General features: G+C 52.8%; 26 protein-coding genes. 18 read left to right on the forward strand and 8 right to left on the reverse strand.

Annotated features, from left to right (window positions below; translation table 11 throughout):
• Positions 1-54: 54 nt before the first annotated feature.
• On the forward strand, positions 55-2,073 hold the full coding sequence (locus tag OGY33_RS14505) for an NADPH-dependent 2,4-dienoyl-CoA reductase (RefSeq protein WP_191238096.1): 2,019 nt from the start codon (positions 55-57) through the stop codon (positions 2,071-2,073).
• A gap of 53 nt (positions 2,074-2,126) precedes the next feature.
• On the opposite strand, the gene rlmG is transcribed toward OGY33_RS14505, so the two are convergent.
• Positions 2,127-3,263, reverse strand: a complete 1,137-nt coding sequence (gene rlmG, locus OGY33_RS14510) for a 23S rRNA (guanine(1835)-N(2))-methyltransferase RlmG (protein WP_008785866.1) — start codon at positions 3,261-3,263, stop codon at positions 2,127-2,129.
• Positions 3,264-3,345: 82 nt separating this feature from the next.
• Between rlmG and OGY33_RS14515 the strand changes: the two genes are divergently transcribed.
• The 4 genes from OGY33_RS14515 to sstT all read left to right on the forward strand — a co-directional run bounded on the left by OGY33_RS14515 (position 3,346) and on the right by sstT (position 7,644).
• Positions 3,346-3,846, forward strand: a complete 501-nt coding sequence (locus OGY33_RS14515; RefSeq protein ID WP_008785867.1) for a M48 metallopeptidase family protein — start codon at positions 3,346-3,348, stop codon at positions 3,844-3,846.
• Between the two features lie 72 nt (positions 3,847-3,918).
• Positions 3,919-4,917, forward strand: a complete 999-nt coding sequence (locus OGY33_RS14520; protein WP_149608058.1) for a Gfo/Idh/MocA family protein — start codon at positions 3,919-3,921, stop codon at positions 4,915-4,917.
• A 271-nt stretch (positions 4,918-5,188) separates the two neighbouring features.
• Positions 5,189-6,157: a TerC family protein gene (locus tag OGY33_RS14525; RefSeq protein ID WP_048216385.1), complete on the forward strand. Its 969-nt coding sequence runs from the start codon at positions 5,189-5,191 to the stop codon at positions 6,155-6,157.
• A gap of 242 nt (positions 6,158-6,399) precedes the next feature.
• The gene (sstT, locus tag OGY33_RS14530; RefSeq protein ID WP_048215489.1) at positions 6,400-7,644 is read left to right on the forward strand and encodes a serine/threonine transporter SstT; all 1,245 of its coding nucleotides are present in this window, start codon (positions 6,400-6,402) and stop codon (positions 7,642-7,644) included.
• A gap of 16 nt (positions 7,645-7,660) precedes the next feature.
• Here sstT and OGY33_RS14535 read toward each other — a convergent pair whose 3' ends face one another.
• The 3 genes from OGY33_RS14535 to uxaC all read right to left on the reverse strand — a co-directional run bounded on the left by OGY33_RS14535 (position 7,661) and on the right by uxaC (position 11,269).
• On the reverse strand, positions 7,661-8,215 hold the full coding sequence (locus OGY33_RS14535; RefSeq protein ID WP_032945077.1) for a YgjV family protein: 555 nt from the start codon (positions 8,213-8,215) through the stop codon (positions 7,661-7,663).
• 138 nt (positions 8,216-8,353) lie between these two features.
• Positions 8,354-9,841 carry a UxaA family hydrolase gene (locus tag OGY33_RS14540; protein ID WP_032945078.1) on the reverse strand — a complete coding sequence of 496 codons (1,488 nt, stop codon included), beginning with the start codon at positions 9,839-9,841 and terminating at the stop codon, positions 8,354-8,356.
• A gap of 15 nt (positions 9,842-9,856) precedes the next feature.
• Positions 9,857-11,269, reverse strand: a complete 1,413-nt coding sequence (gene uxaC / locus OGY33_RS14545) for a glucuronate isomerase (protein WP_032945079.1) — start codon at positions 11,267-11,269, stop codon at positions 9,857-9,859.
• A gap of 471 nt (positions 11,270-11,740) precedes the next feature.
• Between uxaC and OGY33_RS14550 the strand changes: the two genes are divergently transcribed.
• From OGY33_RS14550 to OGY33_RS14600, 11 genes are all read left to right on the forward strand, one after another.
• Positions 11,741-13,042 carry an MFS transporter gene (locus OGY33_RS14550; RefSeq protein ID WP_048215487.1) on the forward strand — a complete coding sequence of 434 codons (1,302 nt, stop codon included), beginning with the start codon at positions 11,741-11,743 and terminating at the stop codon, positions 13,040-13,042.
• Between the two features lie 134 nt (positions 13,043-13,176).
• On the forward strand, positions 13,177-13,953 hold the full coding sequence (exuR, locus tag OGY33_RS14555) for a transcriptional regulator ExuR (RefSeq protein ID WP_003828559.1): 777 nt from the start codon (positions 13,177-13,179) through the stop codon (positions 13,951-13,953).
• Between the two features lie 348 nt (positions 13,954-14,301).
• Entirely contained in the window at positions 14,302-14,964 is a 663-nt protein-coding gene (yqjA, locus tag OGY33_RS14560; RefSeq protein WP_003828561.1) for a DedA family general envelope maintenance protein YqjA, read from the forward strand.
• Between the two features lie 18 nt (positions 14,965-14,982).
• Positions 14,983-15,351, forward strand: coding sequence for an EnvZ/OmpR regulon moderator MzrA (gene mzrA, locus OGY33_RS14565; RefSeq protein ID WP_165690002.1), 369 nt, complete (start codon positions 14,983-14,985; stop codon positions 15,349-15,351).
• Positions 15,352-15,499: 148 nt separating this feature from the next.
• Positions 15,500-15,868 (forward strand): DUF1090 domain-containing protein, encoded by a 369-nt coding sequence (locus tag OGY33_RS14570; RefSeq protein WP_032941739.1) that lies wholly within the window; start codon positions 15,500-15,502, stop codon positions 15,866-15,868.
• A 33-nt stretch (positions 15,869-15,901) separates the two neighbouring features.
• Entirely contained in the window at positions 15,902-16,207 is a 306-nt protein-coding gene (locus tag OGY33_RS14575) for an ElaB/YgaM/YqjD family protein (protein WP_003024832.1), read from the forward strand.
• Positions 16,208-16,209: 2 nt separating this feature from the next.
• Positions 16,210-16,605, forward strand: a complete 396-nt coding sequence (locus OGY33_RS14580) for a phage holin family protein (protein ID WP_191238095.1) — start codon at positions 16,210-16,212, stop codon at positions 16,603-16,605.
• Complete coding sequence (locus OGY33_RS14585) at positions 16,605-16,904, forward strand: YqjK-like family protein (protein ID WP_191238094.1); 300 nt, start codon at positions 16,605-16,607, stop codon at positions 16,902-16,904. Before OGY33_RS14580 ends, OGY33_RS14585 begins: the two co-directional genes overlap by 1 nt.
• 173 nt (positions 16,905-17,077) lie before the next feature.
• Positions 17,078-17,470 carry a DoxX family protein gene (locus tag OGY33_RS14590; protein WP_003024847.1) on the forward strand — a complete coding sequence of 131 codons (393 nt, stop codon included), beginning with the start codon at positions 17,078-17,080 and terminating at the stop codon, positions 17,468-17,470.
• Positions 17,471-17,542: 72 nt separating this feature from the next.
• The gene (yqjG, locus tag OGY33_RS14595; RefSeq protein ID WP_048215485.1) at positions 17,543-18,529 is read left to right on the forward strand and encodes a glutathionyl-hydroquinone reductase YqjG; all 987 of its coding nucleotides are present in this window, start codon (positions 17,543-17,545) and stop codon (positions 18,527-18,529) included.
• A gap of 864 nt (positions 18,530-19,393) precedes the next feature.
• On the forward strand, positions 19,394-19,759 hold the full coding sequence (locus OGY33_RS14600; RefSeq protein ID WP_008785879.1) for a DUF805 domain-containing protein: 366 nt from the start codon (positions 19,394-19,396) through the stop codon (positions 19,757-19,759).
• Positions 19,760-19,874: 115 nt separating this feature from the next.
• Here the strand turns inward: OGY33_RS14600 and yhaJ are convergent, their stop codons facing one another.
• Positions 19,875-20,771 (reverse strand): DNA-binding transcriptional regulator YhaJ, encoded by an 897-nt coding sequence (gene yhaJ, locus OGY33_RS14605; RefSeq protein WP_191238093.1) that lies wholly within the window; start codon positions 20,769-20,771, stop codon positions 19,875-19,877.
• A gap of 104 nt (positions 20,772-20,875) precedes the next feature.
• On the opposite strand from yhaJ, the gene OGY33_RS14610 reads away from it, so the two are divergent.
• On the forward strand, positions 20,876-21,577 hold the full coding sequence (locus tag OGY33_RS14610) for a pirin family protein (protein ID WP_003024860.1): 702 nt from the start codon (positions 20,876-20,878) through the stop codon (positions 21,575-21,577).
• A 26-nt stretch (positions 21,578-21,603) separates the two neighbouring features.
• Entirely contained in the window at positions 21,604-21,753 is a 150-nt protein-coding gene (locus OGY33_RS14615; RefSeq protein ID WP_003828578.1) for a protein YhaL, read from the forward strand.
• Between the two features lie 54 nt (positions 21,754-21,807).
• Here OGY33_RS14615 and OGY33_RS14620 read toward each other — a convergent pair whose 3' ends face one another.
• The 3 genes from OGY33_RS14620 to tdcG all read right to left on the reverse strand — a co-directional run bounded on the left by OGY33_RS14620 (position 21,808) and on the right by tdcG (position 26,915).
• On the reverse strand, positions 21,808-23,118 hold the full coding sequence (locus OGY33_RS14620) for an L-cysteine desulfidase family protein (protein WP_008785880.1): 1,311 nt from the start codon (positions 23,116-23,118) through the stop codon (positions 21,808-21,810).
• A 24-nt stretch (positions 23,119-23,142) separates the two neighbouring features.
• Positions 23,143-24,474 carry an SLC5/6 family protein gene (locus OGY33_RS14625; protein ID WP_020996346.1) on the reverse strand — a complete coding sequence of 444 codons (1,332 nt, stop codon included), beginning with the start codon at positions 24,472-24,474 and terminating at the stop codon, positions 23,143-23,145.
• Between the two features lie 1,076 nt (positions 24,475-25,550).
• Positions 25,551-26,915: an L-serine ammonia-lyase gene (tdcG, locus tag OGY33_RS14630; RefSeq protein WP_071446349.1), complete on the reverse strand. Its 1,365-nt coding sequence runs from the start codon at positions 26,913-26,915 to the stop codon at positions 25,551-25,553.
• Positions 26,916-26,954 lie beyond the last annotated feature (39 nt).

Here is a 26,954-nt window from a genome sequence, read left to right on the forward strand (position 1 = left end):
AAATTATTAACTCATCCGACCACATAACAATAATTTTACATACTGGACACCTTTATGAGCTATCCGTCGCTGTTCGCCCCGCTCGATTTAGGCTTCACCACGCTTAAAAACCGCGTGCTGATGGGTTCAATGCATACCGGGCTGGAAGAGTATCCCGATGGTGCAGAACGGCTGGCCGCGTTCTACGCCGAGCGCGCCCGTCACGGCGTAGCGTTAATTGTGAGTGGAGGCATTGCGCCTGCGCTTTCCGGCGTGGGAATGGAAGGCGGTGCGATGCTGAACGACACCAGCCAGCTTGCTCACCATCGAGTCATTACTGATGCTGTGCATGATGAAGGCGGTAAAATCGCCCTGCAGATCCTGCACACCGGACGTTACAGCTACCAGCCGCATCTGGTGGCACCTTCTGCTATTCAGGCACCCATTAACCGCTTTACGCCACATGAATTAACGCACGATGAAGTGCTGCAGTTGATTGAAGATTTTGCCCACTGCGCACAGCTGGCGCGGGAAGCGGGCTACGATGGCGTGGAAGTGATGGGGTCGGAAGGGTATCTCATCAACGAATTCCTGACCCTGCGTACCAACCAGCGCGATGACCAATGGGGTGGTGAGTATGCCAACCGCATGCGGTTTGCCGTTGAGGTGGTGCGAGCGGTACGTCAGCGTGCCGGGAATGACTTTATTATTATCTTCCGCCTGTCGATGCTCGATCTGGTGGAAAACGGCGGAACCTTCGACGAAACCGTTCAGCTGGCGCAGGCTATAGAAGCCGCGGGGGCCACCATTATTAACACCGGTATTGGCTGGCATGAGGCACGTATTCCCACTATCGCTACCCCGGTACCGCGCGGTGCGTTTAGTTGGGTGACGCGTAAGCTGAAAGGGCATGTAACAATCCCACTGGTCACCACCAACCGCATTAACGATCCCCAGGTCGCCGACGACATTCTGGCCCGTGGCGATGCCGATATGGTATCGATGGCCCGTCCGTTCCTCGCCGATGCCGAACTGCTGTCAAAAGCGCAAACCGGACGAGCGGATGAGATCAACACCTGTATCGGCTGTAACCAGGCCTGTCTGGATCAGATCTTCGTCGGCAAAGTCACCTCTTGCCTGGTCAATCCGCGCGCCTGCCATGAAACCAAAATGCCGATCGTTGCGGCAACTGTGCCGAAAAATCTGGCGGTTGTCGGTGCGGGGCCTGCGGGCCTCGCCTTCGCCATTAATGCCGCAGCGCGCGGGCATCACGTGACGCTGTTTGACGCGCATGACGAGATTGGCGGGCAGTTTAATATCGCCAAACAGATCCCCGGCAAAGAAGAATTTTATGAAACCCTGCGCTACTACCGCCGAATGATCGACGTGACTGGCGTGACCCTAAAGCTGAATCACTTTGTCAGCGCACACGATCTGCACACTTTCGACGAAGTGATCCTTGCCAGCGGGATCGAGCCACGCATGCCGCCGATCGAGGGGATCGATCATCCGAAAGTGCTGAGCTATCTCGACGTCCTGCGCGATAAAACGCCGGTGGGTAAACGCGTGGCGATCGTGGGCTGCGGCGGGATTGGTTTCGATACCGCAATGTATCTGAGTCAACCCGGTGAACCCACCAGCCAGAACATTGCGGAGTTCTGCGTGGAATGGGGGATCGACACCAGTCTGCAACAGCCTGGCGGCTTACGCCCGGAAGGCCCGCACTTATCCCGCAGCCCGCGCCAGATAGTGATGTTACAGCGCAAAGCCAGCAAACCGGGACAAGGTTTAGGTAAAACGACGGGCTGGATCCATCGCGCCACCCTGCTCTCACGCGGCGTGAAAATGATCCCGGCAGTCAGCTATCAGAAGATTGATGATGATGGGTTACACGTTGTGTTGAACGGTGAACAGGTGATCTTTAACGTGGATAACGTGGTGATTTGTGCCGGACAAGAGCCGCGCCGTGAGCTGGTCGATCCGCTGCACGCGGCTGGTAAAACGGTGCATCTGATCGGCGGCTGCGATGTGGCGATGGAACTGGATGCCCGACGCGCCATTGCGCAGGGCACCCGACTGGCACTGGAAATTTAACGTTATATCTTTCGTAGGCCGGATAAGGCGTTAGCCGCATCCGGCACCCGCTATTACCGACGGCGACCGGTTTTGACCGCTTTCAGCACCACGAATTTATTATTGGTGGCGATGGTTACGCAATTGCCGAAAATCTTCTTCAGCTTGTGGAAGTAGTCGAGGTGACGGTTAGCCACAATATACAACTCACCGTTGATTTTCAGGCAGCGGCGGGCGTGGTGGAACATTTCCCAGGCAATGTTATCCGTCAGCGCGTGCTTCTGGTGGAACGGTGGGTTGCACAGCACAGCGTTAAAGCGGAACGGTTCAACACCAGACAGCGCGTTGTTAATCATAAACTCGCAGCGATCCAGCGCTTCAGGCATGTTACTTTCCACGTTCAGGCGGCTTGAAGCCACCGCCATTGGCGATTCATCAACAAATACCACACTGGCTTCTGGGTTTTTCGCCAGCAGCGTCATACCGATGACGCCGTTGCCGCAACCGAGATCCACAATCTCCCCTTCGAGGTTTTCCGGCAGATGCTCGATAAAAAAGCGCGCGCCGATATCCAGCCCGGTACGGGAGAAGACGTTGGCGTGGTTATGGATAGTCCAGTCGGTGCCTTCCAGCTTCCAGCTTAGCGTTTGCGAGGCAGCGGCCAGCTCCGGTTTGCTGAACGTACAGTTGATCAATCGGGCTTTTTTCCACGCCAGCGTAGTGGTGGTTGGACCCAGCACTTTTTCAAACAGTTCCAGCGTCGAGGTATGTACATCACGCGCTTTTGCCCCGGCGATGATGCGCGTTTCTGGCGTTACCACTTCGCGCAGCGCACGCAGTTGCTGCTCCAGCAGCGCCATGGTTTTTGGCAGCTTAATCAGCACCACGCCCGGCGCCTGCGGATAGTCAGCGGTACTGTCGAGGAACTTGACGCTCGACTCGGCAATATCGTTGTGACGCAGGTTCTCGCGCGTGGCAAGCTCGCTGAGATAGGAATCGCCGATGCTGTACGGCGTATGTTCCGCCAGCGCACAGCCCAGCGCGCCGAAGGTATCATTCAGGATCAGCACCGGGCCGCTAATCTCGGTATCGTCCAGCTGTTGCAGCAGATATTCATCTGCTGCTTCCCACGCCAGCAGCGGGTTAACGTCATCCGTTTCCGGGAAACGTTTAAGTGACAGCGAACGGAAACCGTTGTCTATGTGGCTCATCGGCCCTCCTGAATGGTAAAATTTCGGCGTATCCCTGAAAAGGGTGCGTGAGTATACACTTTTATGATTTGCGTGGACATGAATGAACCAACTAACTTACCTCCAGGGCTACCCGGAACATTTGCTTTCTCAAGTGAGAACGCTGATTGCTGAGCAGCGCCTGGGCGCAGTGCTGGAGAAGCGCTATCCGGGTACGCATGACTTCGCGACCGACAAAGCGCTCTGGCAATATACCCAGGATCTGAAAAATCAGTTTCTGCGTAACGCCCCGCCGCTGAATAAAGTCATGTATGACAGCAAGATCCACGTTCTGAAGAATGCACTTGGGCTGCATACCGCCGTCTCTCGCGTGCAGGGCGGTAAGCTCAAAGCCAAAGCGGAGATCCGCGTCGCCACCGTGTTTCGCAGCGCCCCAGAACCCTTTTTACGCATGATCGTCGTTCATGAACTGGCGCATCTGAAAGAAAAAGAACATGACAAAGCGTTTTACCAGCTTTGCTGTCATATGGAGCCTCAGTATCATCAACTGGAGTTCGATACCCGCCTGTGGTTAACGCAACAATCGTTAAAGCAAACTGCGTAGTCGCGCACTAGCTTTGTCTTCAGGGCATGCTAAATTGACAAAAGAATCCCTTTTCGCAGCCTGAAGGCCTTTATGATACGTTTCGCAGTAATTGGCACAAACTGGATCACCCGCCAGTTTGTCGATGCCGCCCATGAAACCGGCAAGTATAAGTTAACCGCAGTCTATTCCCGTAGCCTTGAGCAGGCACAGACCTTCGCCAACGATTACCCTGTCGAACATCTGTTTACCTCACTGGAAGCGATGGCGCAAAGCGAGGCAATCGACGCTGTCTATATCGCCAGCCCGAACTCCCTGCACTTTCCACAGACCGAGCTGTTTTTGCGGCACAAAAAGCATGTTATTTGCGAAAAGCCGCTGGCCTCCAATCTGGCGCAAGCCGAAGCCGCTATCGCCTGCGCGCGTGAGAATCAGGTCGTGCTGTTTGAAGCGTTTAAAACCGCCTACCTGCCTAATTTCCTGCTGTTACAGCAATCACTACCCAGAGTAGGAAAAATCAGGAAAGCGTTTATCAATTACTGCCAGTACTCCTCTCGTTACCAGCGCTATCTGGACGGTGAAAATCCGAACACGTTTAATCCGGCATTCTCCAATGGCTCGATTATGGATATCGGTTTTTACTGCCTGGCCTCAGCGGTTGCGCTGTGGGGCGAACCGCTGAGCGTTCAGGCCAGCGCCAGCCTGCTGGAAAGTGGCGTGGATGCCCACGGCGTGGTGGTGCTGAATTACGGTGATTTCAGCGTTACGCTCCAGCACTCAAAAGTAAGCGACTCGGTATTAGCCAGTGAAATTCAGGGCGAGTCGGGATCGCTGGTCATCGAGCATATATCCGAATGCCAAAAGGTGTGCTTCGTGCCACGCGGTGGGAAAACGCAGGATCTGACGACGCCTCAACACATCAATACTATGCTGTATGAGGCAGAGGCTTTTGCCCATTTGGTTGAATCCGGCGAAGTGGATCACCCGGCACTGGCCGTCAGCCGTATCACCGCCAAACTGCAAACGGAGATTCGCCGCCAGACCGGCGTGGTTTTCCCGGCAGACGAAGCGGAAACATCGCTGACTGCGTAAAGGTGTGTAAAACGAATGTTGCAGGCCATTGACTGAATGCATGGCCTGTAATATTTTGTAACCCGCAAAGGGGAGTAACTTCGTTGTCGGTTGATCGTCATTACGATGTGTGAAAAACCACATCCGGTCACCGGGCGATAACAAAGGAATACGCCACCGTATTCCTTTGTTGTTGTAAGTGAGACCTTGCCGAATGGCAAGGTCTATGCATAAAAAGCAGCGGCTAACGTCATTCGGCGTTGGCCGTTTTTTTTATGCATGGGGAAATACAATGAATACTGTCGGCACACCGTTGTTATGGGGTGGCTTCGCTGTCGTAGTGGTAATTATGCTGGCCATCGACCTGCTGTTACAGGGTCGTCGTGGCGCGCATACGATGTCAATGAAGCAGGCTGCAGCCTGGTCTATCGTCTGGGTAACGCTGTCGTTACTGTTTAACGCCGCCTTCTGGTGGTACCTGGCGGAAACCCAGGGGCGCGCCGTTGCCGACCCACAGGCGCTGGCGTTCCTGACCGGCTATTTGATCGAAAAATCGCTGGCGGTAGATAACGTCTTTGTCTGGTTGATGCTGTTCAGCTACTTCTCCGTACCGCCTGCGTTGCAGCGTCGGGTACTGGTGTATGGCGTGCTGGGTGCGATTGTGCTGCGTACGATCATGATCTTCGCCGGCAGTTGGCTTATCACCCAGTTTGAGTGGCTGTTGTACGTGTTCGGCGCGTTCCTGTTGTTTACCGGCGTGAAGATGGCGCTGGCGAAAGAAGATGCCTCCGGTATTGGCGACAGACCGTTAGTACGCTGGCTACGCGGTCATTTGCGCATGACCGATACCATCGAAGATGAAAAATTCTTCGTGCGTAAAAACGGCCTGCTGTTTGTTACGCCGCTGATGCTGGTGTTGATTCTGGTTGAGCTGAGCGATGTGATTTTTGCCGTCGACAGTATTCCGGCTATCTTTGCCGTGACCACCGACCCGTTCATCGTGCTGACCTCGAACCTGTTTGCTATTTTGGGTCTGCGTGCGATGTACTTCCTGCTGGCGGGCGTGGCGGAGCGTTTCTCCATGCTGAAGTACGGCTTGTCGGTCATTCTGGTGTTTATCGGTATTAAGATGCTGATCGTCGATTTTTACCATATCCCGATCGCTATCTCGTTAGGCGTGGTATTTGGCATTCTGTTTGTGACGCTGGTTGTTAACGCGTGGGTCAACCACCAGCACGATAAAAAGCAGCAAATACAGTAAGTTTCATCTGCTAGCTGAAAAGCCCGACAGCACACTTCGTGCGTCGGGCTTTTTGTTTATCATGTCAAAATAATGTTAAGTTAAAGTTATAAAATATGATCTCAACGCGGAATCCAGGATATTTCGCTTCCCGAACCGCGTTCTTTCCTTATACTCAGCCATGCAAACATTTGCCCGATCCTGAAAGATGCGTCAACAGAACGCACAAAGGTAAGGCAACAACACAATGAAAGGATTACTACATGACTACGCAACGTTCATCGGGGCTACTCTCGCGTTTGGCGCAAGGGAGCCTGGTTAAACAAATTTTGATCGGTTTGGTACTGGGGATTTTACTGGCACTGGTGTCAAAACCTGCGGCTGAAGCCGTTGGTCTGCTGGGTACGCTGTTCGTCGGCGCATTAAAAGCCGTCGCGCCAATTCTGGTTCTGATGCTGGTGATGGCTTCTATCGCCAACCACCAGCACGGGCAAAAAACCAATATCCGCCCCATTCTGTTCCTCTACCTGCTCGGAACATTTTCAGCAGCATTAACCGCCGTTGTCTTCAGCTTTGCTTTCCCATCAACACTGCATCTTTCCAGCAGCGCGGGGGATATCGTACCGCCATCCGGGATTGTTGAAGTGATGCGTAGCCTGCTGATGAGCATGGTTTCTAACCCAATTGATGCTCTGCTGAACGCCAACTATATTGGTATTCTGGTATGGGCTGTCGGCCTGGGCTTTGCGCTGCGCCACGGCAATGAAACGACCAAAAATCTGGTCAATGATATGTCCAACGCCGTCACCTTTATGGTGAAGCTGGTGATTCGTTTCGCGCCAATCGGTATCTTTGGTCTGGTCTCCTCCACGCTGGCAACCACCGGTTTCGCCACGCTTTGGGGCTACGCCCAACTGCTGACCGTACTGGTAGGCTGTATGCTGCTGGTGGCATTTGTGGTTAACCCACTGCTGGTCTTCTGGAAAATTCGCCGTAACCCGTACCCTCTGGTGCTGGCCTGTCTGCGTGAAAGCGGCGTGTATGCCTTCTTTACCCGCAGTTCGGCAGCAAATATTCCGGTGAACATGGCACTGTGTGAGAAACTGAATCTGGATCGTGATACCTATTCGGTGTCTATTCCGCTGGGCGCCACCATCAATATGGCTGGCGCGGCGATCACCATTACCGTACTGACGCTGGCGGCGGTGAATACGCTGGGTGTTCCGGTTGATTTACCGACGGCGCTGTTACTGAGCGTGGTGGCTTCGCTGTGTGCCTGTGGTGCATCGGGCGTGGCGGGCGGTTCTCTGCTGCTGATCCCGCTGGCGTGCAACATGTTCGGTATCCCGAATGACATCGCCATGCAGGTTGTTGCCGTTGGCTTTATCATCGGCGTATTGCAGGACTCATGTGAAACGGCGTTGAACTCTTCTACAGACGTCCTGTTTACCGCTGCAGCCTGCCAGGCAGAAGACGAGCGTCTGGCAAATAACGCCCTGCGCGGATAATCTCTACGCCCCTCCGTCATCGGGCGGAGGGGTTCTTTTCTTGTACGCTTTTTTCAAGTTTGAACGGATCAATTCCGCGTTTTTGCATTCGCCGGAAGCGAATAATATTCAGGCCGTTCATCACCAGAAAACTCCCTTCGATCATCGTCCCACCAATCGATCCCAGCCAGAAATTATGGATAACCCAACAGGCAGTTGCGCACCACATGACGCAGCGTACGGTTAACCCTTTGCAGCGAAACAGCGCCCAGGTGCTGGCCAGCGTGCCAATTATCGGCAACAGCTCCATCGCATGCTGTAATTTCGCCAGCCCGAGAACCAGGGTGAGGACAATAAAAACGGTCATTACCCACAGTTTGCGGGTATGCATTGAGACAAGTGTGCGGATGGTGTTGAGTTCTGCGCTCATTCCCGCAGGCCAGGCCCCCATCAGGAAAAAATGCACGCCAATGGTGGCGCTATAGACGGCGAGTTGCAGCCGGAACCGGCGCTCATCGCGATTGAAAAAGGTGGTAATACCAATCAGAAAGGCGATGACACCTACGCCCTGGGCCAGCCAATACGCGGTCATGCAAGCAACCCCAATTCTATCTCGTAGGCCGGATTAGGCGAGTTCGCCGCCATCCGGCAACGGTTTGTGCCTGATGGCGCTGCGCTTATCAGGCCTACGGTTTGCGCAGACCTGCATGCAGGTACCATCAGGTATTTACTACAACGTTACGCCGCTTTTAAATATCGCTAACTCTCTAAAATCATTCCGCTCGTTGCAGGTTTGCTTGCCGTTGGCGAACTCGACGATGGTATCGACAAATTCTTCCAGTAACTGCGGCATCGCTTTGCCGTGGATCAACTGTCCAGCGTCAAAGTCGATCCAGTGCTTTTTCTTCGCCGCCAGCTCGCTGTTGGTAGCAATTTTCACCGTCGGCACAAAACCACCGTACGGCGTACCGCGACCGGTACTGAACAGCACCATATGACAGCCCGCGCCCGCCAGGGCACTGGTCGCCACCGCATCGTTACCCGGTGCGCTCAGCAGGTTCAGACCATGCGTCTTCAGACGTTCGCCGTAGCGCAGTACGTCCACCACCTGGCTGGAGCCTGCTTTTTGCGTGCAGCCGAGAGATTTATCTTCCAGCGTGGTGATACCGCCCGCTTTGTTGCCCGGCGATGGGTTCTCGTAGATCGGCTGGTCGTGAGCAATGAAGTACTGCTTGAAGTCATTGACCATGGTGACCAGCTTGCCGAACGTTTCTTCATCGCGGCAGTGGTCCATCAGCAGTTGCTCGGCGCCGAACATTTCCGGTACTTCGGTCAGTACGGTGGTGCCGCCGTTGGCAATCACGTAGTCAGAAAAACGCCCCAGCATCGGGTTGGCGGTAATACCAGACAGGCCGTCAGAGCCGCCGCATTCCAGACCAAACTTCAGCTCGCCCAGTTTACCCGGCTCACGCTTATCGTTACGCATCACGTTGTACAACTGGTGAAGATGTTCAATCCCCGCTTCCACTTCGTCTTCCTGATGTTGGCAGACCATGAAGTGAACGCGCTCAGGATCGTACTCGCCTAAGGTTTCGCGGAAGGCATCAACCTGGTTGTTTTCACAACCAAGGCCAACCACCAGCACCGCACCCGCATTCGGGTGACGCACCATGTTTTGCAGCATGGTGCGGGTGTTAATGTGGTCGTCGCCGAGCTGTGAACAGCCGTAGGTGTGGCTGAAGAGATGTACGCCGTCGATTCCTTCGGCATCGTTAGTCTCTTTCAGAAAACGGTTCTGCATCTGGCGCGCCATGGCGTTAACACAGCCAACCGTCGGTAGGATCCACAGTTCGTTGCGCACGCCAACATCGCCGTTGGCACGACGGTAGATCTGCACATCGCGATCCGCCGGTTGTGCAACTTCCGCCTGAAAATCAGGGTGGTAGCTATACGTGTCCAGGTCGCTCAGATTAGTGCGCGTGTTGTGAGCATGAATATGCTCACCCGCCGCAACGTCCACCAGCGTATGACCAATTGGCAAACCGTATTTAATGACGTTTTCGCCTTTCGCAATATCACGTAAAGCGAATTTGTGGCCACGAGAGACCGCCTGACGCAGGGTTACCGCCTGCCCATCAACGGTGACTTCGGTTCCTTCAGCCAAATCAGCGAGCGCTACCGCGACGTTATCCAGCGCATGGATCTTGATGTATTGCATACCTTCACCCGGGCCTTAGTTCAGTTCAATGGCGAAGTAATCACGCGCATTGTTAAAGCAAATATTTCTGACCATTTCACCCAGCAACTGGATATCTGCCGGTGCTTCACCTGCAGCAACCCAACGGCCAATCATCTGGCACAGAATGCGACGGAAGTATTCATGGCGCGTGTATGACAGGAAGCTACGGCTATCGGTCAGCATGCCGACGAAACGGCTCAGCAGGCCGAGCTGGGCCAGCTGCGTCATCTGACGTTCCATCCCGTCTTTCTGATCGTTGAACCACCAGCCGGAACCGAACTGCATCTTGCCCGGCATACCTTCGCCCTGGAAGTTGCCGATCATGGTGCCCAGCACTTCGTTATCACGCGGGTTCAGGCAGTAGAGAATGGTTTTCGGCAGCAGGTTCTGTTCATTCTGCTTGCTCAGCAGTTTGGACAGTTCTTCAGCCATCGGACGGTCATTGATGGAGTCGAAGCCAACATCCGCGCCCAACAGTTTGAACTGGCGCAGGTTGTTATTACGCAGCGCGCCGATGTGGTACTGCTGTACCCATTCGCGACGAGCATATTCCGCCCCAAGGAACACCAGCACGGCGGTTTTAAACTGGGCAATTTCATGCTCACTCAGGGTTTCACCCGCCAGGCGACGCGCCAGAATGCTATCCAGTTCAGATTCGTTAGATTCGGCAAACAGCACCACGTCCAGCGCGTGGTCAGAAACTTTACAGCCGTGAGCCGCAAAGTGATCCAGACGTTTGGTCAGTGCAGCTTGCAGATCGCTGAAGCGGCGGATATCCGTGTCAGACACTTCACCGAGCTTCGCCATGTAGTCATTAAAGGTCGCCAGCTCAATGTTAAAGGCTTTATCCGGACGCCAGCTCGGCAGCACTTTCACATCAAAGCTTCCGTCTTTAGCAACGGCCGCATGATGCTCCAGAGAGTCGATCGGGTCATCGGTAGTGCCGACCATTTTCACATTCATCTGCTGCATGATGCCGCGCGCGGAGAATTTATCCTGCGCCAGCAGCTCGTTGCACTGGTTCCAGATTTCATCAGCAGTCGCAGGAGAAAGCAGCTTACCTGTAATACCAAACGGGCGGCGTAATTCGAGGTGGGTCCAGTGGTACAGCGGGTTACCGATAGTGTGCGGAACCGTGGCGGCCCATGCGTCAAACTTCTCGCGATCGGACGCATCGCCGGTACACAAGCGCTCAGCGACGCCATTGGTACGCATCGCGCGCCATTTGTAGTGATCACCCTTCAGCCAGATGTCATACAGGTTATTAAAACGGTAGTTTTCAGCGATTTGTTGCGGTGGTAAATGGCAGTGGTAATCGAAGATCGGCTGGTCTTTGGCGTAATCATGGTACAGACGGCGGGCAAATTCGGTGTCCAGCAGGAAATCTTCAGTCATAAACGGGGTCATTATCGTCTTCCTCTCAACGAGTGCGTCAGATTGCTTATGTTTTGATGTTGACAAAGTTATCACACCAATTTCCATACACTGAAGATATTTTCGTGAGTTAGATCAACAAATGGTGACAAAAAAATTACTCTCAAAGAGGTAAATCACGCGTCAAGCCGCGCCAGCGCTGGCTTTGCTGAATCGAAATAATGACCACACGAAGATTCACACTTTTGTGATGGCACTCACCTTTTAAAGCTGTATGACAAGTTATCTTTTGGCCGTCGCGATACATAAGCCGACGGAATGCAAATTACCGATGTATAACCATCGGATTGACCGGTACGGAAACCGAATTAGCACAATTATTGACATGGCAAAGTTCGGGGAGTACCGGCTTTTTTTCGGTCCCCCCTCGTAAAAGAACATCCTCCGCCCTGAACTGGAAGATGACCGCTCGTTCGCGGACATAACAAAACGATGAGGTTTTACATGCGTAAAATTAAAGGGTTACGTTGGTATATGATTGCACTGGTGACGCTTGGCACCGTGCTGGGTTACCTGACACGTAACACTGTGGCGGCAGCTGCGCCAACTCTGATGGAAGAGTTACACATCTCCACTCAACAGTATTCCTATATCATCGCAGCGTATTCTGCTGCTTACACCGTAATGCAACCCGTTGCCGGCTACGTGCTCGATGTGCTCGGCACAAAAGTTGGTTACGCGATGTTCGCCGTTCTGTGGGCCGTCTTCTGTGGCGCGACCGCACTGGCTGGCAGTTGGGGTGGACTGGCGCTGGCGCGTGGCGCGGTAGGTGCCGCTGAAGCCGCAATGATCCCTGCGGGTTTGAAAGCCAGTTCTGAGTGGTTCCCGGCAAAAGAACGTTCAATTGCCGTTGGGTACTTTAACGTCGGCTCTTCTATCGGTGCGATGATTGCTCCGCCGCTGGTCGTCTGGGCAATCGTCATGCACAGCTGGCAGATGGCATTCATTATTTCCGGTGCGCTGAGCTTCATCTGGGCGATGTGCTGGCTTGTGTTCTACAAACACCCGCGCGACCAGAAAAAACTGTCTGATGAAGAACGTGATTACATTCTGAATGGTCAGGAATCACAGCATAAAAACAACACCTCGAAAAAAATGTCGCTCGGTCAGATCCTGCGTAACCGGCAGTTCTGGGGCATCGCACTGCCGCGTTTCCTGGCAGAGCCGGCCTGGGGTACCTTCAACGCCTGGATCCCGCTGTTCATGTTTAAAGTCTACGGCTTTAACCTGAAAGAGATTGCGATGTTTGCCTGGATGCCGATGCTGTTTGCTGACCTGGGCTGTATCGTTGGGGGCTACTTACCGCCGCTGTTCCAGCGCTGGTTCGGCGTTAACCTGATCGTTTCACGTAAAATGGTCGTCACCATGGGCGCATTGCTGATGATTGGCCCAGGGATGATTGGTCTGTTCACCAGCCCGTACATTGCTATCGCCCTGCTGTGCGTCGGCGGCTTTGCTCACCAGGCGCTGTCCGGTGCGCTGATTACGCTTTCTTCTGACGTATTTGGTCGTAATGAAGTGGCAACGGCAAACGGCCTGACCGGTATGTCCGCCTGGCTTGCAAGTACGCTGTTTGCACTGGTTGTTGGCGCACTGGCTGACACCATCGGCTTTAGCCCGCTGTTCGCCGTACTGGCGGTATTCGACCTGCTCGGCGCACTCGTTATCTGGACGGTATTGCAGAACAAATCGGCCAGCGAGGTCGACTCGGGATCACAGACTGGCGATCCTGCTCCGCAAAATTAACCCGCTGTTTTTCATCAAGGGTATATAATGCGAAGCCGCCAGTTATCTGGCGGCTTTTTTATCGCCGCGAGTGGAGCAGTAATCGCAAAAGTGGTATAACAAATATAGTCTGCCGTATCATGCCTGGAGCGCATATGGAAATCACCGAACCACGACGTTTGTACCAACAACTTGCAGCTGATCTGAAAGAACGCATTGAGCAAGGCGTCTATCTGGTGGGTGACAAACTCCCTGCCGAGCGCTTTATCGCCGATGAAAAAAATGTCAGCCGTACCGTGGTTCGTGAAGCAATTATCATGCTCGAGGTAGAGGGTTACGTTGAGGTACGCAAAGGATCGGGGATCCACGTCATTTCCAACCAACCCAGACACTATGTCGCGCCAGATGAAAACCTGGAATTCGCCAGCTACGGTCCTTTCGAACTGCTCCAGGCGCGTCAGCTCATAGAAAGCAACATTGCCGAGTTTGCCGCCACGCAGGTGACCAAACAGGACATCATGAAGCTGATGGAGATTCAGGAGAAATCACGTAACGAAAAAAGCTTTCGTGACTCCGAGTGGGATCTCCAGTTCCATGTGCAGGTTGCCCTGGCTACGCAGAACTCGGCTCTGGCCGCGATTGTTGAAAAAATGTGGACTCAGCGCATTCATAACCCCTACTGGAAGAAACTGCACGACCACATCGACCTGCGCACGGTTGATAACTGGTGTGATGACCATGACCAGATCCTTCGGGCGCTGATTCGCAAAGATCCTCATGCCGCCAAACTGGCGATGTGGCAGCATCTTGAGAACACGAAGCAGATGCTGTTTAACGAAACCAGCGATGATTTTGAGTTCAATGCGGACCGTTATCTATTTACCGAAAATCCGGTCGTTCATCTCGATACAGCGGCTAACAGCGCAAAATAAACAATCTTATCAATGCAGGCGCGACCACGCGCCTGTTTCTGACACTTGGTAAGCATTAGGTATAAAATGTCAGCCTGTGTAAATCCTCTCGCCACCCTCCATTGCGATAAGCAAAATCACAGTTCAACAACCGTAATTTCTATAACGGACTACGTTGACCTTTGTTACAATTAGATGCTGTTTGAATTTTTGTATTTAAGAGCTTGCTAACTTCACAACTTTACAGGGAATAGTTCAGGCCGTGAATTTGTATCAAACCGCGAGTCATGTAAAAAATATTAATAAAATCGTGGTGTTACAAAACCCAGAAAACCGGCATGACGACAACCGATTCTCCAGGAATATTGAATGGAACTACTGACTCAATTACTAAATGCTTTATGGGCTCAGGATTTTGAAACGCTGGCCAATCCTTCCATGATTGGCATGCTCTATTTTGTACTCTTTACCATTTTGTTTCTGGAAAACGGACTGCTGCCAGCAGCCTTTTTACCTGGCGACAGTTTGCTGGTACTGGTCGGCGTACTTATTGCCAAAGGCGCAATGGGTTTTCCGCAAACGGTGCTATTACTCACCACCGCAGCCAGCCTCGGTTGCTGGCTCAGCTATATACAAGGTCGATGGTTGGGCAATACCCGCACAGTGCAAAACTGGTTATCTCATCTTCCTGCACATTACCATCAGCGTGCACATCATCTGTTCCATAAGCATGGCTTGTCTGCGCTGCTGGTCGGTCGCTTTATCGCGTTTGTCAGAACATTACTGCCGACCATCGCAGGATTGTCCGGCCTGAACAATGCGCGCTTTCAGTTCTTCAACTGGATGAGCGGACTGCTTTGGGTCCTTATTCTCACATCGTTGGGCTATCTGCTTGGCAAAACACCGGTGTTTCTCAAATATGAAGATCAGCTGATGTCTTGCCTGATGCTGCTTCCTGTGGTGTTACTGGTGTTTGGTCTGGCAGGTTCACTGGTTGTTCTTTGGAAAAAGAAATACGGGAACCGAGGGTAAATTATGCTGAAATCATGCATAACGCTCCGACGACTTGCCTGGTCCACCACTTTTATGTTGTTCATCGGCGCGTTGCTCCTGACCTGGTCGGTCATTCGCCAGCAGGAGTCAACGCTTGCCATTCGCGCCGTAAACCAGGGAGCCAGCATGCCTGATGGCTTCTCTATCTGGCATCACCTGGATGCCAACGGCATTCGTTTTAAAAGCATCACTCCGCAAAATGACGCCCTGCTGATTACCTTTGATTCCAGTGCGCAGAGCGCAGCGGCAAAAGTCGTACTGGATCGAACGTTACCGCACGGTTTCGTTATCGCTCAGCAGGATGAAAATAATCAGGCGGTTCAGTGGTTATCCCGCTTACGTGAGACCCCACACCGTTTTGGTTAATTTCCAGGAATCTGAATTAGATCACTCACTTTGGTGATTTCACCGTTTAGCGCCTATGATTAATAAACTGGGTTTATGACCCAACGCTTTATTATTCTGGAGCATCGACCCTAAACGAAGAGGTCGAATCACAATGGAAGGTTCAAGAATGAAATACCGCATCGCTTTGGCAATTAGCCTTTTCGCTCTCAGTGCCGGCAGCTACGCCACCACCCTCTGTCAGGAAAAAGAACAAGACATTCAGCGGGAGATTAGCTATGCCGAAAAACACAACAATCAGAGCCGTATCAATGGGCTGAACAAAGCGCTGAGCGAAGTCAGAGCAAACTGTACTGACAGCAAACTGCGCGCTAACCATCAGAAAAAGATCGCCGAGCAGAAAAATGAGATTGCCGAGCGTCAACGTGACTTAGCCGAAGCTAAGCAAAAAGGCGATGCGGATAAGGTAGCAAAGCGTGAACACAAGCTTGCTGAAGCTCAGCAAGAGCTAAAAGAACTCGAGACCCGCGATTACTAAGTACGGTAACTAGCCACTCAACTGGAGAAAACTATGTCGAAAGATAATGCTACGGAAAACCTGCGCGCTGAGCTGAAATCTCTTGCGGATACGCTTGAAGAAGTACTTAGCTCCTCTGGCGATAAGTCGAAGGAAGAGATGAGTAAAATTCGCAGCAAAGCCGAACACGCGCTGCGCGAGAGCCGCCATCGTCTGAGTGAAACCAGCGATGTAATCGCCAAACAGACCCGTGAGGCCGCGGCTAAAGCCGATAACTACGTGCGCGAAAACCCATGGACAGGCGTCGGCATTGGCGCTGCAGTCGGTGTGGTGCTTGGTGTACTGCTGTCGCGCCGTTAACAATGGCTGATTCTCAACAAGCACAAGGTCCAGGCAAAGGCGTACTGGGTATTGGACAGCGGATCCTGACGATTCTCGTTGAGATCGTAGAAACACGGCTGCGGCTGGCCGTCGTTGAGCTGGAAGAGGAAAAAGCCAATCTCATCCAGATCCTGCTGATGCTTGGGCTGACTATGCTGTTCGCGGCGTTTGGCCTGATGAGCCTGATGGTGCTTATCATCTGGGCCATTGACCCTCAATACCGCCTGAACGCCATGATTGCCACCACCGTTGTGCTGTTGCTGTTAGCGCTGATTGGCGGGATATGGACGCTGCGTAAAGCACGTAAAACAACGCTGCTACGCCATACACGCCAGGAACTCGCTAATGACAGGCAAGCCCTGGAGGATGATGCATAATGAGCAGCAAAGTCGAACGTCAAAAGCGTAAGGCGCAACTGCTTGGACAGATCCAGCAGCAACGGCTGGATCTGTCTGCTACTCGCCGCTACTGGCTGGAAGCCACCGAGGTCTACGATCGTGGCTGGAAGACGCTACTGAACCTGCGTGGCTGGGTGTTGGTCGGGAGCAGTATTATGGCGGTTCGCACCATCCGCAACCCGAATCTGCTGGTACGCTGGGCTAAGCGCGGCTTTAGCGTCTGGAGTATCTGGCGTCTGGTGAAATCGACCATCAGACAGCAGCAACTACGCGGCTAATCCTTTCCTTACCCCCAACCTCAAAATTTTTGAAAAATACTGACAGTTTTCCTTGCTAACAATTCTCATTAAGCACGTTTATGATTCTCTCCATCGACAGCAACGACGCGCTCTGCAGCGTCGATGCACAAAAAAACACAATAAGCCGCCTGAGTGGTTTCCTGGAGAGTATGATGAAGAAATTAGAAGATGTTGGTGTACTGGTAGCGCGCATTCTGATGCCAATCCTGTTTATTACCGCAGGTTGGGGAAAAATCACCGGATATGCGGGTACCCAACAGTACATGGAAGCCATGGGCGTCCCAGGATTTATGCTGCCGCTGGTGATTCTGCTTGAGTTTGGCGGCGGTCTGGCAATTCTGTTCGGTTTCCTGACCCGTACAACCGCGCTGTTCACCGCAGGCTTCACATTGCTGACGGCGTTCCTCTTCCACAGCAACTTTGCGGAAGGTGTGAACTCTCTGATGTTCATGAAAAACCTGACCATCGCAGGCGGTTTCCTGCTGCTGGCTATCACCGGTCCAGGCGCATTTAGTATTGACCGCGTACTGAATAAAAAGTGGTAATCAAACTATACTGAACACATCAAAAAGCGAGGAGATATCTCCTCGCTTTTGCTATCTGAGGAGGCGAAAATCATGGGACAACTGATTGACGGCGTCTGGCATGACACCTGGTACGATACCAAATCAACCGGTGGAAAATTTCAACGTTCTGCATCGGCTTTCCGTAACTGGCTCACCGCGGATGGCGCGCCTGGCCCGACCGGTGAAGGTGGCTTTGCTGCCGAAAAAGACCGCTATCATCTGTACGTATCTCTGGCCTGTCCGTGGGCGCATCGCACGCTGATTTTGCGCAAACTCAAAGGGCTGGAACCGTTTATTTCCGTTTCTGTTGTGCATCCGCTGATGCTGGAAAACGGCTGGACCTTTGACGATAACTTCCCGGCGGCAACTGGCGATACCCTGTATCAGCACGAATTTCTTTATCAGCTCTATTTACACGCCGATCCGCACTACAGCGGTCGGGTCACCGTTCCGGTGCTGTGGGATAAAAAGAACCACACTATTGTCAGCAACGAATCTGCAGAAATCATCCGCATGTTTAACACCGCGTTTGATGCGCTGGGCGCGAAAGCCGGAGATTACTATCCCCCTGCCCTGCAAAGTAAAATCGACGAGCTGAACGGCTGGATTTATGACAACGTTAATAATGGCGTGTATAAAGCCGGATTTGCCACCAGTCAGGAAGCCTACGACGACGCCGTGGATAACGTCTTTCAATCTCTGGCACGACTGGAGCAGATCCTTGGGCAACATCGCTACCTGACCGGCAACCAGTTAACAGAAGCAGATATTCGCCTGTGGACCACACTGGTACGCTTTGATCCCGTGTATGTCACCCACTTCAAGTGCGACAAACACCGGATTAGCGACTATCTGAACCTGTACGGTTTCCTGCGTGATATCTACCAGATGCCGGGTATTGCGGAAACCGTCAATTTCGATCACATCCGCAATCACTACTTCCGTAGCCACAAAACCATTAACCCGACCGGCATTATTTCTGTTGGGCCGTGGCAGGACCTCAACGAACCTCACGGGCGTGACGAGCGTTTCGCATGATTTACACGGGTCCACTTTGGGGTTAGGCCGATTAGTTAAGCATGTATGGCGAACATGTGATTTTTGCTCAGGGTTCCGTTCACCTCAGCTGTGTCATTTCTCTGAAACGCCGTTACCCGTGAACGTGCAAGGGAGGCTCACCGCCGCCTCCCTTGCAACCCAGGCTCCCGGCGGGAAAATCGTCGCTACGCGATTCATTCGTCTTATGCCGTCTGCCTGTCGGGTCGGGGCCGAGCCTGCATCCTTGCAGGCCGTCCCCTCTGCCCGCATCCCTGCGGGCAGACCCGGTCAGCCGTCAACGACTCATCGATTTTCAGCCGGACATGGGTCATCGCTTCAACTCTCTGACTTTCAGTTAAATCTCTTATGCTGTTCAGACATATTCAAATAAAAATACCGGTGGTCAGGCGTGGCTGGTCCGGCTGAAAATTGCCGACGTGTTTCCGTAAGGCCGGGAGAACCCGCAGGGATGCTGGTTCAGGGCGCGCTTTACAGGGACGTTACATCGCGCCCGGCTCGAAAGCCTGAAGGAAAAAGCGGAGGGAACCACGAAGTGGCAATTTTCCCGCCGGGAGCCAGGATTGTAAAGGGCGTGGCGGAGAACGCCCTTTACACGTTCACATGAACCAATGCTTAAGAGAAGCGATGAACATAAGGTGAACGGAACCCTTTCTCTGAGAGCGCATATTCATTACTCCCGCCAACACAGGTTGATACTTTCTGAAACTGAGGCGTTCACTGATAAGTATTACCCATCAGAGGACCAAATAATTAACACCACAAATATTTACCATCATTTCATTCACAGCTATTCTTAATTTGATTACTTTAAAAACAAGTAATTGAATGCAGAACGAGGCAAAAATGGATTGGTATTTAAACGTATTAAAGAATTACTTTGGTTTTGGTGGCCGCGCGCGTCGTAAAGAATACTGGATGTTTGTGCTGGTCAACATCATCTTCACATTCGTGCTGGGTATTCTGGACAGAATGTTTGGCTGGGAGCGCGCCGGTGGAGAAGGCATATTAACGACGATTTACGGGGTTCTGGTCTTTATTCCGTGGTGGGCGGTACAGTTCCGGCGTTTACATGACACCGATCGTTCAGCCTGGTGGCTACTGGTGCTGCTGATCCCGATCGTAGGCTGGCTGGTGATCATCATTTTCAACTGTCAAAACGGGACTCAGGGGAGCAACCGCTTCGGGCCCGATCCCAAACAGTTATCCTGACGTAGCATATAGCATATGTAGATGCCTGATGGCGCTGCGCTTATCAGGCCTACAACATACTCCGTCTTCCATGCCGGATAAGGTGCTTCGCACCGCATCCGGCGTAACAGTAATGCTATTTACCCGCAAACAGCTTGGGGATTTCCCGCAGACACCAGGATTTCGCCTCGCCCATGCTGTCACGACGCCAGGCCATAATAATATCTATCTCGCTTGTCGATTCCGGACTAACGACCCGCAGCCGACCAGCCGCAATATCCTCTTCCACCAGCGGGTACGGCATCGTCGCCACGCCAAGTCCTGCCAACAGCGCCTGACGTTTATCTTCTATCGTACTCACCGTCAGACGCGGCTGCTTATCCAGCAGTTGAACCGTCAGCACCGGACGTTCACGGGCGGTATCCGCCACCGCGATCCCACGGTATTTAACGCGGGTGACTTCCGATAACGGTTCCGGCTCCTGATGGATGGGATGATCCGGGGCAGCTACATAGACGTTCATCAGCGAGTACAGCTTGCGCGAGTTGATTTCTGAGGATGAGCGAAAATGCATATCCGGCGCAATCACGATATCCGCCCGCCCCTGCTCAAGACGCTCCCACGCCCCGGCCAGAACTTCGGTAATAACGGAAAGCTGGGTATTGGCCTTCCCGGCAAGCCTGTCGATCAGCGGGAAAAACGCCGCCGTCGGCACCAGCGCTTCGGTAACGATAGTCAGATGCGTTTCCCAACCGCGAGCCAATGCTTCGGCATCGATAGTCAGTTTATCCGCAGCTTCCAGCAGTACGCGCCCGCGCTCCAGCAACATACGCCCAACGTTAGTGAATTTTGTGCGGTGGCCTGAACGGTCAAACAGCACCACGTCCAGCTCTTCCTCCAGCTTCTGCATGGTATAGCTAAGTGCGGAAGGAACGCGTCCCAGTTCGTCTGCCGCAGCAGCAAAACTACCGCGTCTGTCTATTGCGTCCATGACGCGTAACGCTTCAAGCGTTAAAGCCCTTTCTTTGGCCATCTCGTTCTCATTCAGGAAATTTGAACATACCGGGCAGAATATCTGGCTAACAATGCAGCGTCTAGCCATTTAACATAAAAGGAAGTAAAGAGAGGTCAAGAACTATGATTACTACCCGTACAGCCAAACAATGCGGGCAAGCAGACTACGGCTGGCTGCAGGCCCGTTATACCTTCTCCTTTGGACACTATTTTGATCCTAAACTGCTGGGTTATGCCTCGCTGCGTGTTCTGAACCAGGAAGTTCTGGCACCGGGGGCCTCTTTCCAGCCACGGACCTATCCGAAGGTGGATATCGTCAATCTGATCCTCGAAGGGGAAGCGGAGTACCGAGACAGCGAAGGCAACCATATCAAGGCCAAAGCAGGTGAAGTGCTATTGCTCGCGACACAGCCCGGGATCAGCTATAGCGAACACAATATCAGCAAAGATAAGCCGTTAACCAGAATGCAGCTCTGGCTGGACGCCTGCCCGCAGCGTGAAAACGCCTGTGTACAGAAAGCCACGCTGGGCACCGGTAAGCATCAGCTGCTGGCCTCGCCGGACGGTGAACAAGGTAGCCTACATCTGCGCCAACAGGTATGGGTGCACCACGTTGAGCTGCAGCAAGGTGAATCGTTGAGTTTTCAGTTACATGGGCCACGTGCTTATTTACAGTCGATTCACGGCAGATTCCATGCGGTGACGTCTGGCGCCGAAAAAGAAGCGCTCACCTGTGGCGATGGGGCATTTATTCGTGACGAAACTAACATAACGTTAGTCGCCGATACTCCGCTGCGCGCTTTGCTGATAGATTTGCCCGTATAGTCAGGGAAAACAATGGAGTACGACTATTGAGCAAGAAATCATCAAAAAAACGCCAGCCTCAGGTTGAGCCGAAAAAACAGGAAACAGTTACCTTCGGCTATGAAGAAATGCTGACAGAGCTGGAAGCGATTGTGGCCGATGCCGAACTACGGCTGGAAGACGAAGAAGCCGCCTGAACAGGCGGCTTAGACTTATGCCGGGTGGCGTCAACGCCTTACCCGGCCTATAGATTAATGTGCCTTACTGGCCATGATCTCAATAATCTGCTTGTCGGTTTCCTGCATTGAACGACACGCCAGCGCACACAGGTTAGCGATAGATTGTTCAACGTTATGCGCCACAATCCCTTCGTTGCCGGTTACAGCAGTATCATCCAGCGCCATCAGTACCGCTTTCCACGCCGCGGAAGCACTGGTTGAGACTTTCATCGCGCAGCTGTTTGAAGCGCCATCACAAATCATTCCGCTCACGTCGCCAATCATGCTACTGATCGCCATCGCGATGGTGTTGTAGCGACCATCTACGATCCATGCCATCCCCGCAGCTGCCCCCATCGCCGCCGTGGTTGCTGCACACAGTGCAGACAAACGCGGAAGCTGATGATGGATGTAGATAGCGCTCAGATGAGACAACATTAGCGCACGTGCCAGTTTCTCCTCATCCGCGCCAAAGTGCTCGGCCACCACCATCACCGGAACAGTCGCGGTAATGCCCTGATTACCGGAGCCGGAGTTGCTCATGGCCGGCAGCGTCGCCCCGCCCATTCGCGCATCCGACGCCGCACTGGTACGGATCAGAATAGAGGTGGAGAGATCGTTCGCCAGCAGGCCACGCGCACACTGCTTCTCAAGCGTGGTTCCGATGTGCAAGCCCCAGTTACCGCGCAGCCCTTCCTGAGACAGCGCACCGTTCAGTTTTGCCGCATCGAGGATAAAGCGGATCGACTCAAACGGTACCGCATTCACGAACGCCAGAATCTCTTCCAGCGAGGTGTGAGACAGTACCGCCAGCGGCGACTCCTGTTCCTCTTCCTGAGCATTCTGTTCTGTGGTGAACACTACGCCCTTATTGGTCTCGATGTGCACAATGTTGGTATGACCGCCCACAATCGTCACGCACGCCCATCCTTCAGCGCTGTAAACCTTCGCGCGGGAAAAGAGGATGTCCTCGCAAGGCTCCTGCAGCATCACCGCAACCTTGCCAGCGCTCAGCATCGCTTTCGCATCGGCGATCGCTTGTGGCGACGCATCTTTCAGTACCTCTAAACCGGCACGGGCATTTCCCCCCAGCGCACCCAGCGCCGCCGCGACAGGTAACCCGACCATTCCGGTACCCGGCACGGTAACACCCATGCCGTTTTTCATCAGGTTCGGTGAGACCCACGCGTCAATGCGTTCAACCGCGCCGTCCAGCTCAGAGGATGCAACCGCCGCCGCCAGAGCCAGAGAGATAGGTTCTGTACAGCCCAACGCAGGCTTAACTTCTTCCTGCACCGCGCGGATAAAACTATCCCATAATGGATTCAATGTAGTCTCAAACATAACAACAACCTTTGCTCAAATATCTCAGGAAAATGCCAGGAACGGAGAAACGCACAACAGCAGGCCCGTGAAAATAATCAGATACAGGGAAGCGCCTTTGTATTTGTGCAGTGCAGGAACTTTGTAGACCAGCCAGGCCGGGATCAGACAACCCACCATGCCGAAGATAGGGCTACAAATAGAGGTGAAGCTCAGCACCGGCGCGTTGAGCACAATTGCGCTCCAGGCCAGCAAGATGGCAAAAATCATAATGCCGCGCTGAACAAAGGTTTCGTTGATTTTCTCAGCCGGCATATAGCGGCGCAGAATGTTCATCACGATCCCTTGAGTCGCTTCACGGAAACCTAAGTAGACACCGAAGAAAGCGGTCATAACGGCGAAAATGTTCAGAATAACGCTGACGATTTTCACCCAGCCAGCACCCGCACCATTGATAAATTGCGCGGCAATCGCCAGAGCGGAAATGTTCTGCTCATAAGCTTTAACCGCTTCGTCGTGGCCCATCGCCAACGTGAAGGAAACAGCGTAGAAAAAGACGGTAACAAACAGAATACCGAACGCGATGTTCATGGCACGCAGGGCTTTATGGCGCGCCACTTCGATGGATTTGTTGCGTGAACGGTATGAGATAACCATCGGGCTTAAGGTCTGAATAAACAGAATCGAGGTCAGCGTAAACGGCAGAGTGATGATCGCATTTTTGATCAGCAGCGCCATCGGCGGCAGTGAACCTGCGTTATGCAGATGCCACATCCCTACCATCGACACGCCAAGCGCTGCCACAACCAGCAGCTTGGTCATTACCATGCCGGTGGAGATTTTAAACAGCATTTGTTCCCCGCGTGACGAGATAGCCACCAGGATGCAAATCAGTACCAGGCCATAGAACGGGCTGTCGGACAGTAAACCTTCCGTCACACCAAACGTGTGCAGATAGGAGGCGCTGTCATTGGTGATGGCGGTGGAATAAACGAACATCCAGATAACCAGCATCACAAAATACAACGCACCTAACAGGATGCCCCAGTTCTTACCCAGATAGCCGCTGATCACGCTCGGGTAGTCTTTACACTCTGGGGACTCAGCCAGCGTGTTGATAAACAGGCGCTGGAACAGGTACATGGCAGGGTAGCCGATGATAGAGGAGAGCAAGAACACCCACAGCCCCATCAATCCTACCTGGACAGGAAGAAAAACAATCCCCGCGCCAATTGCCATACCGATACTCATAATTACCCAGCCAGTGTCCGTGCTGTCGAACTTAATGGCTTCACGCCATTCGCTTTCGGTCATTCCCGCCCGACGTGCCGGAGCAGATGCGTCGAGTATTACGCTACTATTCGTTGCCGTTTCCATAATTTCCCGCTCAATGTGTAGGTAGAGGTTTTTATATTTTTTTCGTACTGCATCAATGCGATACGCAGTACTTAGGTGCAGGTGAGCTATTGGAGTAATGAAGAAATCATACGCGCAGGATCAGAGAAAAACTTCACAAACAAACCCCTGTAATTTCTAAAAGTTAAGAAATATTTTCTCTTTTAATAACATTAAATGTATTAAATTTCTGTTTTTGAAGCAGATCACAACAAAAAAAAGGTTCACTAAAGCGTAATACTGATGGGTTAACGCCTCAATTTTAGAAAGTATCGCCTGTGTGGGTAGAAGTGATGAATATGCGCTCTCAGAGAAAGGGTTCCGTTCACCTCATGTTCATTGTTTCTCTGAAACATCGATTCCCGTGAACGTGTAAAGGGCGTTCTCCGCCACGCCCTTTACAATCCCGGCTCCCGGCACGGAAAATTGCCACTTCGTGGTTCCCTCCGCTTATTCCTTCAGGCTTTCGGGCCGGGCGCGATGAAGCGTCCTTGCAAAGCGCGCCCTGAACCCGCATCCCTGCGGGTTCTCCCGGCCTTACGGAAACACGTCGGCAATTTTCAGCCGGACCAGCCACACCTGACCATCTGTATTTTTATTTGAATATATCTGAACAGCAAAACAGATTTTACTGGAAGTCAGAGCGTTGAAGCGATGACCCATGTCCGGCTGAAAATCGATGAGGCGTTGACGGCTGATGGCATAAGACGAATGACAAAATTGCTGGGAGCATTTTTGAACAGCGCTTGCGATGGCCCCGAAGGGGTGAGCCCCAGGGATGGGGCGAATAATCGCGCAGCGACGATTTTCCCGCCGGGAGCCTGGGATGCAAGGGAGGCGGCGGTGAGCATCCCTTGCACGTTCACGGGTAACAGCGTTTCAGAGAAATGACACCGCTGAGGTGAACGGGACCCTGAGCAAGAATCACATACTCACCATACATACTTAGCTGAGAGGTATTACACCAAAGTGCACTTTTTTATCATGCCGTATTGATGAATTCATTGCCGGATGGCGGCGCTTACGCCTTATCCGGCCTACAAACGCACCCTTTCATCTCAGGTACAGACCACTTTAATCGCCAGACCACCGCGTGAGGTTTCACGGTACTTGTCGTTCATATCTTTGCCCGTTTCATACATGGTCTCGATCACTTTATCGAGCGAAACGCGTGGCTCAGATGTGCGACGTAGCGCCATGCGTGCGGCGTTGACGGCTTTTACCGCGTTGATCGCATTACGTTCAATACACGGTATTTGCACCTGTCCAGCAACCGGATCGCAGGTCAGCCCCAGGTTATGCTCCATGGCGATTTCAGCCGCAATACAAACCTGCGACGGGCTACCGCCGAGCAACTCGGTCAGCCCGGCTGCCGCCATTGAACAGGCTACGCCAATTTCACCCTGGCAACCGACTTCGGCACCAGAAATAGAGGCGTTCATTTTATACAGCGCCCCTATCGCCCCCGCGGCCAGCAAGTAGCGGGCAATGGAGTTTGCATTCACCGGACGGCGGAACTTGTCGTAATAGGCCAATACGGCAGGGATAATTCCACATGCGCCGTTGGTCGGTGCCGTCACAACCCGGCATCCGGCGGCGTTTTCTTCGCTCACGGCCAGCGCGAACATGTTGATCCAGTCGATAACGTTCATCGGGTCGCTGGACAGATTATCGCTGGAAACCAGTAACCGACGTAATGCTACGGCGCGACGCGGTACGTTAAGCGGGCCAGGCAGGACGCCTTCGGTGTTCATGCCGCGCTCAATCCCGGCGTGCATGACATCCCAGATGGCGGCAAAGCCAGCATCGATTTCTTCTTTGCTGCGCATCGCCAGTTCGTTCTGCATCATCAGACCGGAAACGGACAGCCCGTTACGCTCACACAGTTTCAGCAGTTCGCTGGCGGAATGAAAATTGTAGGGCACGTGTGCTTCAACATCATGCGCCTGACCAAATTGCTCCTCTTCAACGATAAAACCACCGCCGACGGAGTAATAGGTTTTACTTAATAGCGTCTCGGTGCCGTTCCATGCGGTGATACGCATGCCATTTTCATGGCGCGGCAGCGTTTCGCTATGAAAAAGAATATTTTTATCTGGAGTGAAATCGACAATATGCGTGCCCTCTGCAACCGGTAAACGTCCGGTACGGGCCACTTCCTGAATAAAGCCAGCGATTGAATCTATATTAACGTTTTGCGGACTGTTACCGGCCAGTCCCATTATGATGGCGACGTCTGTCGCATGACCTTTTCCGGTCAGGGAGAGCGATCCGTAAAGATCGACCACAATATGCGTAGCCTTGGGGAGTTCCCCACAGCTGACCAACAGATCGATAAAGCTTTTACCTGCGTTCATTGGCCCCACGGTATGGGAGCTGGAAGGTCCAATGCCAATCTTAAAAATATCGAATGCGCTAATCATATCCACACCCTCGGATTGCCGTTCAGTGAAGACCAGGTT

Source organism: Citrobacter sp. Cpo032, assembly GCF_030332975.1.
Taxonomy (GTDB): Bacteria; Pseudomonadota; Gammaproteobacteria; order Enterobacterales; family Enterobacteriaceae; genus Citrobacter; species Citrobacter portucalensis.

Bases quoted from the DNA above. Each gene is read 5' to 3' on its own strand.
- OGY33_RS14505 (WP_191238096.1), top strand. From the start codon at position 55: ATGAGCTATCCGTCGCTGTTCGCCCCGCTCGATTTAGGCTTCACCACG.
- rlmG (WP_008785866.1), bottom strand. From the start codon at position 3,263: ATGAGCCACATAGACAACGGTTTCCGTTCGCTGTCACTTAAACGTTTC.
- OGY33_RS14515 (WP_008785867.1), top strand. From the start codon at position 3,346: ATGAACCAACTAACTTACCTCCAGGGCTACCCGGAACATTTGCTTTCT.
- OGY33_RS14520 (WP_149608058.1), top strand. From the start codon at position 3,919: ATGATACGTTTCGCAGTAATTGGCACAAACTGGATCACCCGCCAGTTT.
- OGY33_RS14525 (WP_048216385.1), top strand. From the start codon at position 5,189: ATGAATACTGTCGGCACACCGTTGTTATGGGGTGGCTTCGCTGTCGTA.
- sstT (WP_048215489.1), top strand. From the start codon at position 6,400: ATGACTACGCAACGTTCATCGGGGCTACTCTCGCGTTTGGCGCAAGGG.
- OGY33_RS14535 (WP_032945077.1), bottom strand. From the start codon at position 8,215: ATGACCGCGTATTGGCTGGCCCAGGGCGTAGGTGTCATCGCCTTTCTG.
- OGY33_RS14540 (WP_032945078.1), bottom strand. From the start codon at position 9,841: ATGCAATACATCAAGATCCATGCGCTGGATAACGTCGCGGTAGCGCTC.
- uxaC (WP_032945079.1), bottom strand. From the start codon at position 11,269: ATGACCCCGTTTATGACTGAAGATTTCCTGCTGGACACCGAATTTGCC.
- OGY33_RS14550 (WP_048215487.1), top strand. From the start codon at position 11,741: ATGCGTAAAATTAAAGGGTTACGTTGGTATATGATTGCACTGGTGACG.
- exuR (WP_003828559.1), top strand. From the start codon at position 13,177: ATGGAAATCACCGAACCACGACGTTTGTACCAACAACTTGCAGCTGAT.
- yqjA (WP_003828561.1), top strand. From the start codon at position 14,302: ATGGAACTACTGACTCAATTACTAAATGCTTTATGGGCTCAGGATTTT.
- OGY33_RS14570 (WP_032941739.1), top strand. From the start codon at position 15,500: ATGAAATACCGCATCGCTTTGGCAATTAGCCTTTTCGCTCTCAGTGCC.
- OGY33_RS14575 (WP_003024832.1), top strand. From the start codon at position 15,902: ATGTCGAAAGATAATGCTACGGAAAACCTGCGCGCTGAGCTGAAATCT.
- OGY33_RS14580 (WP_191238095.1), top strand. From the start codon at position 16,210: ATGGCTGATTCTCAACAAGCACAAGGTCCAGGCAAAGGCGTACTGGGT.
- OGY33_RS14585 (WP_191238094.1), top strand. From the start codon at position 16,605: ATGAGCAGCAAAGTCGAACGTCAAAAGCGTAAGGCGCAACTGCTTGGA.
- OGY33_RS14590 (WP_003024847.1), top strand. From the start codon at position 17,078: ATGAAGAAATTAGAAGATGTTGGTGTACTGGTAGCGCGCATTCTGATG.
- yqjG (WP_048215485.1), top strand. From the start codon at position 17,543: ATGGGACAACTGATTGACGGCGTCTGGCATGACACCTGGTACGATACC.
- OGY33_RS14600 (WP_008785879.1), top strand. From the start codon at position 19,394: ATGGATTGGTATTTAAACGTATTAAAGAATTACTTTGGTTTTGGTGGC.
- yhaJ (WP_191238093.1), bottom strand. From the start codon at position 20,771: ATGGCCAAAGAAAGGGCTTTAACGCTTGAAGCGTTACGCGTCATGGAC.
- OGY33_RS14610 (WP_003024860.1), top strand. From the start codon at position 20,876: ATGATTACTACCCGTACAGCCAAACAATGCGGGCAAGCAGACTACGGC.
- OGY33_RS14620 (WP_008785880.1), bottom strand. From the start codon at position 23,118: ATGTTTGAGACTACATTGAATCCATTATGGGATAGTTTTATCCGCGCG.
- OGY33_RS14625 (WP_020996346.1), bottom strand. From the start codon at position 24,474: ATGGAAACGGCAACGAATAGTAGCGTAATACTCGACGCATCTGCTCCG.
- tdcG (WP_071446349.1), bottom strand. From the start codon at position 26,915: ATGATTAGCGCATTCGATATTTTTAAGATTGGCATTGGACCTTCCAGC.